The sequence below is a fragment of the Bacillus sp. LK2 genome (assembly GCF_001043575.1).
In the GTDB taxonomy this organism is placed as follows: Bacteria; Bacillota; Bacilli; order Bacillales; family Bacillaceae_G; genus Bacillus_A; species Bacillus_A paramycoides.
The window spans coordinates 1-12,382 of record NZ_LDUK01000067.1; the positions used below are offsets into that span (position 1 = coordinate 1).

At 31.7% G+C, this 12,382-nt stretch carries 7 protein-coding genes and 3 pseudogenes; 6 read left to right on the plus strand and 4 right to left on the minus strand.

The features are described 5' to 3' along the window. Positions 1-276 precede the first annotated feature (276 nt). Positions 277-558 (minus strand): annotated as a pseudogene (locus tag VK90_RS26000) (hypothetical protein); the annotation flags it as partial. Positions 559-2,967: 2,409 nt separating this feature from the next. Between VK90_RS26000 and VK90_RS26005 the strand changes: the two are divergent. After that, complete coding sequence (locus VK90_RS26005; protein WP_048376371.1) at positions 2,968-3,708, plus strand: MerR family transcriptional regulator; 741 nt, start codon at positions 2,968-2,970, stop codon at positions 3,706-3,708. Between the two features lie 34 nt (positions 3,709-3,742). Here the strand turns inward: VK90_RS26005 and VK90_RS26010 are convergent, their stop codons facing one another. Together VK90_RS26010 and VK90_RS26015 are read right to left on the minus strand one after the other, a co-directional pair. Then, entirely contained in the window at positions 3,743-5,197 is a 1,455-nt protein-coding gene (locus VK90_RS26010) for a cell division protein FtsZ (protein ID WP_002175003.1), read from the minus strand. Between the two features lie 4 nt (positions 5,198-5,201). Further along, the gene (locus VK90_RS26015) at positions 5,202-5,624 is read right to left on the minus strand and encodes a hypothetical protein (RefSeq protein WP_002175004.1); all 423 of its coding nucleotides are present in this window, start codon (positions 5,622-5,624) and stop codon (positions 5,202-5,204) included. A gap of 1,366 nt (positions 5,625-6,990) precedes the next feature. On the opposite strand from VK90_RS26015, the pseudogene VK90_RS30970 reads away from it, so the two are divergent. The 5 genes and pseudogenes from VK90_RS30970 to VK90_RS26040 form a co-directional block, all read left to right on the plus strand. Then, positions 6,991-7,272 (plus strand): annotated as a pseudogene (locus VK90_RS30970) (hypothetical protein); the annotation flags it as partial. Between the two features lie 312 nt (positions 7,273-7,584). Then, positions 7,585-8,415 carry an alpha/beta fold hydrolase gene (locus VK90_RS26025; RefSeq protein WP_048376375.1) on the plus strand — a complete coding sequence of 277 codons (831 nt, stop codon included), beginning with the start codon at positions 7,585-7,587 and terminating at the stop codon, positions 8,413-8,415. A 537-nt stretch (positions 8,416-8,952) separates the two neighbouring features. Then, the gene (locus tag VK90_RS26030) at positions 8,953-9,477 is read left to right on the plus strand and encodes a C40 family peptidase (RefSeq protein WP_002175008.1); all 525 of its coding nucleotides are present in this window, start codon (positions 8,953-8,955) and stop codon (positions 9,475-9,477) included. Between the two features lie 533 nt (positions 9,478-10,010). Beyond that, a complete protein-coding gene (gene zwf / locus VK90_RS26035) occupies positions 10,011-11,486 on the plus strand; it encodes a glucose-6-phosphate dehydrogenase (RefSeq protein ID WP_033719833.1) in 1,476 nt (491 codons plus the stop codon). Positions 11,487-11,502: 16 nt separating this feature from the next. Further along, positions 11,503-12,114, plus strand: coding sequence for a cyclase family protein (locus tag VK90_RS26040; RefSeq protein WP_033719835.1), 612 nt, complete (start codon positions 11,503-11,505; stop codon positions 12,112-12,114). Positions 12,115-12,204: 90 nt separating this feature from the next. Here the strand turns inward: VK90_RS26040 and VK90_RS29525 are convergent. Further along, positions 12,205-12,382: pseudogene (locus VK90_RS29525) on the minus strand (NADP-dependent phosphogluconate dehydrogenase); the annotation flags it as partial.

Genomic DNA, 12,382 nt, shown 5'->3' on the forward strand with positions numbered 1-12,382 from the left:
GGAATGGGTATGGGCGGTTTCCCTAGAATGGATATACCAGTTAGCTATAATCATCATTTCTAATACTTTATATTTGAATGTAGATGACAATAGATAAGATTAACCCTTGCATCAATCCGTTAGGGGCATCTTACCTATTGCCATCTATTAACTTGTACCACCTTTCTTACATAACATCACTTATTCATAGCAAACCAACAGGAACTAGAGCTATATCTGGTTCTGGTGCAAAAAATCTATACAACTTGAACATACTGATATTACTACTCTAGAAAAAGGTGTCTCTTTTACGAACTTACGATCCAAGCAAACTTGAAATCTTGTATAAATTGTTGTGTAGGGAATCCCACTTTTCTTAGCAAAATCCATAATTTGAAATTCACGTGGTGGCATTCCAATATCATTACATTCAAAGTGAAGCATGATATAGGTAGTTAAAGCTGAAGATGATAACTCTTTTCGTTCATTTTCAAGCTTGATGATGTTAAATAGACCATCAAAAAACTTAACCCCATGAATATTAAAATTCTGTTTGGAAAATTTCATGTGTGTATTCACGGTTATCTTTTACTCCCCTTCCAAAAAATACAAAAGAGACATACCAATGGCAGGCTATGTGCCTTCGGTGTGTCCGTTTAGCAAGAATTATAAATTTGTTTATTTGTATATAACTCTTAAACAATTGATATTTATGTACAAGATTATCTTTATACAATTTGAATGTCAATACCTCTTCTCATTTAAGTTCTATAAGAAATACAACCTATAATTAGTCTAAATAAAAATTGGAATTGCACCATAGATAACCTCTTATTATTAATAATATGCATTCAGGTTCTTGTCACTTTCATTTAAACAAACTCTCCCCTGCCAATCAAACATTTTCTAGCATAATACTATTTCTAGGAGATTGCTTACAAGAAATTTGGAGTTTTTGTACAAAAACCTTACAATCTTTATATACAGTCGAATTCTCAAAACTGCTTAATATATAATTAACTTCCATATCAATGTTATGTAAACAATAAAAACCCATTTTACAAAACACACTCACATTAACATATCAACTAACATTAACATGTAATCAAACCTACGAAGAGAGATGTTAATTTTATATCGACATTTCTAATACAATAAGTATACATATTCATTTGATATCATTAACAACCTTATAAGGTACACTTCTTAATAGAAAGAATTATAAATAGCTAAAGGGCCTAACACTTGGAATTGCACTATAGATAACTTCTTACTATTAACAATATGCATTCAGGTTCTTGTCACTTTCATTTGAACAAACTTTCCCATGACAATCAAACATGGTTTAGCATAATACTATTTCTAAGAAATTATTTACAAGAGATCTGGAGTTTTTGTACAAAAACTCCAGATCTCTATATGCAGCCGATTTTTTAAACTGCTTAATATATAATTAACCCCCATATTAATGTTATGTAAACAATAAAAATCCATTTTACAAATACATTCACATTAACATATCAACTAACATTAACATGTAATCATGCACACGAAGAGAACTGTTAATTTTATAGCAACATTTTTAACACAATAAGTGTACATATTCATTTAACATCATTAGCAACCTTATAAGAAACACTTCTTAATAGAAAGAATTATAAATAGCTATAGAGCCTACAACCTGGACTTGCAACAAAATATAAAACTTCTAATCAAATACAAACTTCAATCTATTGATAACCTATATGACAGCTCGCAATTGTTTTTTTTGACATACTCCCATAAACATTGCAGTTTCATAAAATTTAGATCGGATACTACACTGTTAATATTTTATCTTTTCAGTTGATATGAAATTAACAATAGATATGGTGAAGTGTTTAAATATCAATCTCATGTTAATGATAATATTGTAGGTATTCTTACCAGGATCGTTTGACAACTGATGCGTATGTTAGTTTTATTCTCTTTATTTATTATGTTATTTGTGCCCACAATTAATTAACTAACATTAAAGAGGTATCAAAAAACTTGTTTAATTGATTGGAATAGAATTTTAGTACATTTGAACTTCATATTAATTAAAGTAATTACTAAACACACTATATAAAAGGGCGCGCTTTAAGAAAGATACCACAAATACAGCAGTCCCCAATAGTCTTTCGGTTGATAAGACATTAACAATTAACAAAGATCATCACTTCACAACCCTTTCTATGTCAATTTCATATCTCATGTTAATCTCAGTACTAAGCCAAAATCTAGTCCTAAATCAGATGATTTCCGCCTTTAATATAAAAAATGCTGTTTTATATTAGATAAACGACATCATTAGGCTGTTTAGAAATCACTAGTATTAACGTAACTACATAAATCTACCTCAAGTATTCCATACCGTATTAAAATACTCATACATATCATATTAATCGCAGCATAGAGCGGGAATTAACTCTTAAAGTTTATTTATGTAGATTCTGGTCCTAGATCACTACATACATTCTAACTCACGAAATACTACTAAATTAGTAGTATTATTACCTTTTTTTCTAGCTTTTATACATTATAATTTAAGTTTCCTAGTTTAATCTGGTTGTTTTTCCGTAACATCATTGATTATATCCTTATAACTTGTTTACAAAACACCTATATTTCCTTATCATTAATATTAAGTAACATGATTTGTTAATCTCATGGCAACTATCAGTAATGTAACAAACATAAAAGATAGGCATTTCCATTGATAGAACATTACTATTTATATACTTAGAGTTAACAATAACATTAACAAATCAAGCGCATTCTGTATCAACAGTTAATGTTTTGTTAACAAACATTCAATTACATGTCAATTTTACATTTCATGTGAGTTACTGAATAGGTAGGGATTCACATGAATATTATCGAAATACTGTCTAACATGTTAATTTCAGTTCACATGTTAATTACAAATTGGGTGTTCATGAGTTGATTTTTAAGGAGGTAGTTACAATGATTGAGCAAAAAAACGAAACACAAGACCATCAAATTAACGATGATGACATATTAAATGATAATGTTTTCGAAAAAGCATGGCGGATAACGGAATTCTCTAAACTAGTCGGACGTCATCATAATACAGTTTATAATTGGTTCAATATTCTAGAGGAAAAAGGGCTTCACGAAACGTTAAGAACCCAAAATACAAACGAAAAACTCTATAATACTTTAGATCTTGAAATTGCTCTATTTATAAAGCAAAAAAGGGATGAAAAATGGTCTTTAGATGCAATTATTGACCTTTTACCACACCAATTTGATTTAAGACCAGTATCACCAGAGCATCAAACAAGTGAAGTATCTACTGAATTAAACCTTCAAGCCACTGCAGAAATTATTGAAAAAATGGTAACTAAACAGTTAGAAGAAAAAATAAAACATATCCAATCTCATTATGAAGAGAGGGTAGAAAGTATACTAAAACAGTTACCGCAACCAGAAGATGCAGAAACCCTAAAATTACGTCAACGCCAAGATAGACTTGATAATTTCATTATTGAGCATAGAGCACGTCAGGAATTAAGAAAACAAGCAGAGAGTCTATGGGATAATAAACCTGAAGAAGAACGTACTAGAAAGGCAGGATGGTTTAAAAAGGAGGAAGATTTGGGTAAAAAGCAACTCTTCATTGAGCAGTACATACAGGATAATATTATTGATTATATAAAATCTCTTATGAATACTGTGGAATAATAAAAAAGTCTGGATAAAGATCCAGACTTTTTTATTATTTTGTAGTGCCAAACATCTTATCTGGATCTAGAAAATCCGCTAATTCAGCATCTTCATTTGCTCCAGCATTATTATTTTCTTCGTCACTACCCATATCGATAAAATCTCCAAATGCAAAACCTAAATCCTCATCCTCATCTATACTCTCGATAGTACTAATTTGAGACTTTGTAAACTGAATTTGGCTTTGTCTTTCTTTAAACTCATTAAATTCTTCAACTAACCCTTTAGATAATCTCGATGGTAATGCATCAGTTTTATAGAACGTATATACACTTCCTAAGAAATCATTCTTACTTACCAAATATCCGTTAAAAACTGTACCATTTATAGGTAGATTATTTGAAACTTCTACCTTAGCATCATCCATAAAGGAATCATTAATGTTTTTTTGCTCATCTAAGATAGCGAGCATACCAAAATGATGTACTTTTGACGCTTCAACAGAACCGTCGTTATTCTTCTTCATCAAATCAATTGGGGGATGGAAAGAGCTGCCTCTTAATGATTCTTGGAACATCTCTATAATTGCATGGCTATTTTCTATCTGGTTCATATTACGTGAAACCTTATTAATTACTAAACAGCCCGTTTTCTCAAGTAAAATACGTTTAAAGTCTTGGGAATCGAGTATTACAGATGTACCAGATCCATTGGCAGCTGTATTTAACTCATGAATAATTTCACTAATGCGTTGATTTGCATAATCTCGTGAATTGGCGATACCTTTTTTCTCATTTTCATTTAATTCCTTAAATTCATCGTAAAAGTGCTGGTTATCAGCAAATACTACAAATGCTACACCTTTTGATTTATCATTTGCTAATTTCCAAATCTCCTGTGAAAATTTATTTACTTGTCGTAATACATCCGGCCCATCTGCTCGGACAGGAAGTGTTACAACAATCCCCATTTTAATAAAGTCTTTGCGCTCAATAGCATTTTCAAAGGCAATTCTCGCAAACTTTGCTTGATTTGCTTTGATTTCAGCCATTGGATATTCCTGCGCAACTTTTTGTAATTCTTGTCTGATTACTGGCTTGTTATGAAAAGCCGAAAATTCTTCAATAGCTTTAATGATTGTAGAAGTTCCTGTTCCTCCACCTAAACCTGCAAAGAATAAAACAAGTTCATCAGAAGGTCTTACACGCTCAGTAATAAATTCTTTTAGTTTTTCTTTTGCTTCCTCATTTGAATCAAGAACTTTTACCGCACGCTCAGGGTTCTTACCTAAACCACCTAATTTAAGTGAAACTTGATTGCTTTTTGGTACATTTTTTAATTCAGCTAGATCTCCATCATTACTATTTAGTGCTAAGCAATTATATACTGCTGTGCCATCTGTATGTGTATATTCCGCAAATTTATCTACCATTCTAGTACCAGCTTGACCAAATCCAACCATCGTCATTTTAACTGCTACTTCATTCTTCAAGAAGTTTTTTGCCATTATTTTATCTCTCCTTATTTACCTTTTTTCTTTTCCCTAACTCAATAAGTACTTGTTGTCCTCTATAAGTTGAGATTAAAAATTTATATGGATGCATAGTCTTTTCATAGATTAAAGACATTGATGATAGCGTACTCACACTTATTTCTGCTGAACGTCTAGATATATTTGTACGTTCAACTTCTAATGAATAGGATTTTCCTTTTTTCTTCTTTACTCTCCTATCAATAACTACATTTTCCACTATTTCATTAATAGATATGCCCCTCATGTACTTTGTCTCTTGAAATTGTTTATTTACTACGTTTCCTATGTATAGAAATACACTGTAGAGTATCTCATCTTGTTCAAGTATATCAGCAAACATGTTTACTACTTCATCTACAAACTTGATTGTTTGATATTTTTCACTTAAAACCTCGTTCAAGTTGTCCCCCCCTTAAAGCATTGGTTAATTATTCCTAGAAACATAGTACATCATTACACGTTGTATATCAAGTCATTATAAATAAAACTTATATATAGGACTTATATATAAGACTTATAACAAATAAATCAGAAATACTCTATATTTTATAGGGGTTTATATATACGACGTATATATAATGCGTATACATGTTATATCAATCTTAAATTTCATGTGATTTACATTTTAATAAAGAATACTAAAATATCCGGAATAAAATTGATAAAAACACATAAAAAATAACCTCTTCTTATTAACATGAAACTCACAAATATTATTATACGACTTATATGCAAATCTTATATATAAGTCGTATATGAAAATGTCGTTATATCAAAGATAAATTAAATATTATATATCTATTAAATGTTAATATTTTTTATAAGCCGCTTATACAAACTTTATATACAAACCTTATTTATACACCTTATATAAATCACGTTTAAAATCTTTAATACTCAAACAACTACTATCAGACGTATGTATTTATATTGCTAATGAGATTTCATGAAGATCTTATAACAATTCATACTAAGCTTTTCTTTATTACCTAGTTGTTTTAACAGGATTTATCTCTTATAAGAACGATAATTGTTAATGTTATGTTAATGCACTGTTCTTCACTTAGTACTTGTTAGCTCACATTACTGTATATGTTGTCAGAAAAAATATGCTCTGTGCCTCATTTGAATTCAATTCCTTGTCAATTTCAGTCATTCCTGGAAAGTCATTAAGAGAGGTTGTTAATTTCATATGAACAACAGCAAGCATCTCAAATTATATTCAACATGTTAAAAAGAGAGTCCAAGGTTAAGCTGACTGATGCAAAAGTTCTTAAAATTCCTGTAAATAATCTCTTAAACCTGGACATTCTAATAGTATTACGCTAAAAAATTACATCACTGCTATGAAAAAGGAACATTTGTTCAAATTGGATTATTAACAGTCAGGTCTTATCTTATTAACATCAAAGTGATACTTACATTACAATAAAAGCCTTCGTAATTTAGTAGGAATGATGATAGCAATTACAACATCACATAAAATTAACAACTGATTAATTTCATGTGAATGTAACCTATATGTTAAGAACCTGTAGACACATTTTTAACGTACTAATGATTTAGTAGAAACAACCATTAATTTTTGTCTAAGTGAATTCATGATCCTATACAAGAGAAAACGCCTAAAAGAAAAAGTTGAATTTTTACACTGAGCCAGTAGCAGAAGTAGGAGAGGGCACTTCACCACAAATAAGAAGTTAACTTTCGAATAAAAGATAGAGAAAATTACTCTTTGTTATCAAGAAGCCTTTTTATAATCCTTGAATAATATGCATTTACATGCTCCGATTGATTTGGTTCCTTCACTTGAACTTCATCAAGCTGTAGAACCAAATTCGGTCTCGTTTACTATACAAAAAGGTTGCCTTATAAAAGGAAATCCTCAATATAACGAGGTTGGGATTGATGTTTGGGAAAGCATTCTTCAGGTATCATTAATTGATCATGGAGAGTTTTGGAATGCTCTAAAAAACTTTTTACACATTACTGTACTGTCTGTATTCGAATTAGAACAATTAATAAAGGTTAAGGGAAATAGGTGTTAATAATGGAATTCGAAGAAAATAAAGAAGAACATTTTCAAGGCATAATCAGTGAGAACGAACTTGTGATTAGAAAGAGTGGCATAAATGTAAACGTCAAGTAACTCCAAAATATACGACAAAAGTTAATTTTGGAGTTATTTTTTGTTTTCTTTGTACTGTGATAATAAAGTTATTTAATACACAACATAGTCATTTAAAAATCTTTCTTTCAAGCAGTTCAAAAGGTTTTTTTAACTTAATACCGAACTCTCTATAGTAGGTGGACATAAATTGGTTCGGATAAAAGTAACATGAGTAAGGAGAAAAATTCCGATGGATTGCTTAGTTGCAAAAGGTAGTATTTATTATGAAACCGTAGGTAATGGTTTTCCAATATTAATAATGCATTCAATGGGTACAGACCATAAATCTATGAAAGCTTGGATAGAGCCAATTTTTGATGAGATTCAGGGTTTTCAGAGAATATATATAGATTTACCTGCTCACGGTCGAAGTTTAATTGACGAAAATTTCAACTCTTCAGATGATATGCTTTTAAATATTTTGGATTTTATCAATATGATAATTCCTAACCAAGCATTTTCTCTTATTGGTTTTTCATTTGGAGGATATTTGGCACAAGGTGTTTTGCACCATAGACATAAAAATGTAAAGAGTATTTGTTTGTTGGCCACTTCACTTCATTTGAAAGATAGAGATCTTCCTAAAAAAATAGTCGTTACAAAAGATGAAGATTTATTAAAAGAATTGGATTCTGATATAAGAATGGCTTTCGAAACATTGATGAATTATCAAAATAAAGAGAACCTTAAATACTTTTTAAACGAAATCCAACCTGGACGATTGTTAGCTAATAAAAATTTTTTAATGTCAAATTGGAGAGAGAAAGGGTATTTTCTTTCTGAAGAACCACTTAATAATGTAGGTACCCTTACACAACCTGCACTCATCATTCTAGGGAAACAAGATTCTATCTGTGGGTATAAAGATCACTTCTTTCTTCTAGAAAAATTTCCGAATACTACGTTTTCCATTTTAGATGGTGCTGGTCATATGCTTCAGATAGAAAAACGAAAAATAGTACAAGGACTAATCAAAGACTGGCTAATTAGGAGCAATTTGGTTTGCAAATCAAGCAAGTAAATGCAATCACTAACTTCTTTAACCTAATTTCCATATCTATTGCTTGTCAGTACATTTTATTGTTCTTTAACTAACAGGTGCTTTAGTTCAATAGGGATTAAATAACTTTATTATTAATTTTTGAGTGCAAATATAATTAAATGGATAGAAATTAAACAACTTTAAAGAGCCTTGCTACAATAAAATGTGCAAGGCTTATATATATTTCATAACAAAATTCAATAACTTTATTATTACTTTATAAAATATACGACTATTTCATGAGTATCGTTCCATAAATAGTTTTCTATATTTCTCAAATTACATCTGAATATTCCGATGATTAATTTTTATGCTTTTATTGCATAAATCATGAATCTATCCCCTCAATTTATTACGTTAAATAAAGATAGTAAAATAAAATATGAATAAAAATACAAAACATAAAAAACATGTAGAATACTGTCTAATTCCCTACATTTATTTCTCTGTATATCCCGATTAATCTATTAGGTGAGAAGAATAAATTCTTAAAAAAGATTATAGGAGGAGAAATTTATGAAGAAAATTATTATTGGGGCATTAACGTTAGGTGTCATGCTAGGATCGGGTAGTAGTTTTGCTTCTGCAGATGAACTTGATAGTGTTTCTCAAAAGGGAAATACAATACAATCTATATCAGCTTCCACAAAAAATTCAATAACTGCGAACCAATTTAGCAAAGTCTATTCAGCTATGAAAAAATATGATGGCACACCATATAAATATGGTGGAAATAGTCCTCAAACTGGATTTGATTGTTCGGGATTAATGCAATGGGGATATGGAACACAGGGGATTAAATTACCACGCACATCGCAAGATCAATACACTAGTACTACACGTATCGAAAGAACGGCTCTTCAACCAGGAGATTTAGTTTTCTTTAAAGGAACGGTTCCAGGCAAATCAGGTATTACCCACGTTGGTATGTATATTGGTGATAACAAGTTTTATAATGCTAGTAATTCCGGAGTTGGTGAGGCTAGCTTAAATAGTACGTATTGGAGTAAATATATTGCAGGATATGGTCGAGTTAAATAAAAAATGTATTATAAGGTTCCACCAAAAGAACTGAAGTCTAATATGTGATACTGAATCTAAAGTAATTAAAGATATATAAGATATACTACACGACAACACATGTTGTTTAATAATGTAGTTTTAAGGTGTATTAGCACTTTGCTTGATACGCCTATTTTTTATGGTTTTAATCACTAATTGGGGTACCGCCACATGGCCTGGGAGGGACTGGCCATGCATAGAAGCGGTCAGGGCCCTTTCCTGCCACGTGCAAAGTTTTAAGACAAAGAAGGGCAGCAATCCATATGCTCAAAAATGAAGATAACTTTCTATAGGTAATACTACATTACATTGTATGAATGATTTCATGCTCTTCTTTTGATTTTCTATAATCTTCACCCTAAAATAATTTAAAAGATTTAATCTTGCTTTCTTACGCATACTTAAAAGTAGGAGACTTCTTTCGAATTATGTTAAACTCTTCTAAGATACTATTTATACATTAATAAAGGTGAGGGTACCCAGTGAACAAGAACGACAATACACATTGCACTATGGTTATATTTGGAGCAACAGGCGATTTAGCAAAGAGAAAATTATTCCCTTCTATATATAGCCTATATAAAAAAGGACAGCTCTCTAAAAATTTTGCTGTTGTTGGTGTGGCAAGACGTGAATGGAGTGATGAGGTATTTCGTGAAAATGTATTTTCCTCTATTCAAGAGTCAAAAATTAAACCAGGGAATGATTTAGATGAATTTTTAACTCATTTCCGATACTTAGCGTTTGATGTTACGAATACCGCTTCATACCAAGATTTGAATACGTTACTTACTAACCTAGAAGAACAATTCAATATTCCAGGAAACAGAATGTATTATATGGCAATGGCTCCTGAATTTTTCGGAACAATCGCTTCTTACTTAAAATCAGAAGGTGTGACAAACTCAAACGGTTGGAATCGATTGATTATTGAAAAACCTTTTGGACATGACTTGCCATCCGCACAAAAATTAAACGAAAAACTTCGTCACGTATTTTCGGAAGATGAGATTTATCGCATTGACCATTATCTAGGAAAAGAAATGGTTCAAAATATTGGCGTCATTCGTTTTGCAAATGCAATATTTGAATCACTATGGAACAATAAGTACATCTCTAATATTCAAATTACATCCAGTGAATCTTTAGGTGTAGAGGACCGCGGTGGTTACTATGACCATTCCGGTGCTTTAAGAGATATGGTACAAAATCATATGGTACAAATGGTTGCTTTACTGGCGATGGAACCGCCAATTCGTTTAACAACAGAAGAAATCCGAAGCGAAAAAATTAAAGTATTGCGCGCACTTCGACCAATAACAGTAGAAGAAGTTGATCAATATTTTGTACGAAGTCAGTATGGATCAGGAACAATCCATGGAAAAGAAGTTCCTGGATACAGAAGCGAAAGTAAAGTGGATCCAAACTCAAGAACAGAAACATTTGTGGCAGGTAAATTATTAATAGACAATTTCCGCTGGGCAGGTGTGCCGTTCTACATTCGTACAGGTAAGCGCATGCAAGAAAAATCAACAAAAATCGTCATTCAGTTTAAAGAATTGCCAATGAACTTATATTCTAAATCAGAAAACAACGTTCATCCAAACCTGCTTATTATTCATATTCAGCCGGATGAGGGGGTTTCTCTTGTTTTAAACGGTAAAAAAATTGGTACTTCTGAAAAAACAACACCATTTAAGCTTGATTACTGCATTGACTGCGTGGACGGAGTAAATACACCAGAAGCTTACGAGAAACTTCTATATGATGCAACTCAAGGCGATGCAACAAACTTCACTCACTGGGATGAAGTAGCATTATCATGGAAATTTGTTGATGTTATTTCTAAAGCATGGCAACAGGATGTATCAACAGATTTACTTACTTACGAATCAGGATCAATGGGACCGCAAGCTTCTGATGATTTACTTGCGGAAAACAACTTCCATTGGTGGCCTATTTCAGATGATAATGACTACTCAATCTAATCAAGGGGGAATTCTTATGAAAAAAGTATATGATATTACAGTACCTATTTACGAAGGAATGCCTGTATATAAAAACAAACCGGAAAAACAGCCTCAACTTTCCAAAGTTACAAACGGTCATGTAACAGAATCCACATTAAAAATGGATGCTCATACAGGAACGCATATTGATGCGCCTTTGCATATGATAAATGACGGAGACACGTTTGAAACACTTGATATTGAGAAATTAGTAGGCGAAGCAAAGGTTTTTGACCTGACACATGTTGATGGTGGCATTACTGCTGAAGACCTGAAAGATTTCGATATTCAAAAAGGGGATTTTGTTTTATTTAAAACAAAGAACTCCTTTGATGAAGGATTTAACTTCGATTTTATTTATTTAGCTGAAAGCGGTGCGAAACTGCTTGCTGAAAAAGGTATTCGCGGTGTGGGCATTGATGCATTAGGTGTTGAACGTGCCCAAGAAGGTCACCCAACCCATAAAACACTATTTGCACACGATATTATTGTAATCGAAGGATTAACATTTAAAGAAGTAGAAGCAGGAACATACTTTATGGTTGCGGCCCCATTAAAACTAATGGGTACAGATGCATCACCAGCGCGTGTGTTATTATTCCAATAAAGTGAAACTTCCATCAGTGGGAGTCTTACCGCCTGCGAATTGCGGGATAAAAAATGGACCAAGAATTTAATCTTGGTCCATTTTTTTATTTTATTTCCATTTTGTATGGAATGTACCTTCTTTATCCACTCGTTTATACGTATGTGCTCCAAAATAATCGCGCTGCGCTTGTAACAAGTTTGCAGGTAGTGTTGCAGTACGATAGCTGTCATAATAAGAAATTGCTGCTGAAAATGCAGGTACTGGAATGCCCTGTTGTACAGCCACT

Bases quoted from the DNA above. Each gene is read 5' to 3' on its own strand.
- VK90_RS26005 (WP_048376371.1), top strand. From the start codon at position 2,968: ATGATTGAGCAAAAAAACGAAACACAAGACCATCAAATTAACGATGAT.
- VK90_RS26010 (WP_002175003.1), bottom strand. From the start codon at position 5,197: ATGGCAAAAAACTTCTTGAAGAATGAAGTAGCAGTTAAAATGACGATG.
- VK90_RS26025 (WP_048376375.1), top strand. From the start codon at position 7,585: ATGGATTGCTTAGTTGCAAAAGGTAGTATTTATTATGAAACCGTAGGT.
- VK90_RS26030 (WP_002175008.1), top strand. From the start codon at position 8,953: ATGAAGAAAATTATTATTGGGGCATTAACGTTAGGTGTCATGCTAGGA.
- zwf (WP_033719833.1), top strand. From the start codon at position 10,011: ATGGTTATATTTGGAGCAACAGGCGATTTAGCAAAGAGAAAATTATTC.
- VK90_RS26040 (WP_033719835.1), top strand. From the start codon at position 11,503: ATGAAAAAAGTATATGATATTACAGTACCTATTTACGAAGGAATGCCT.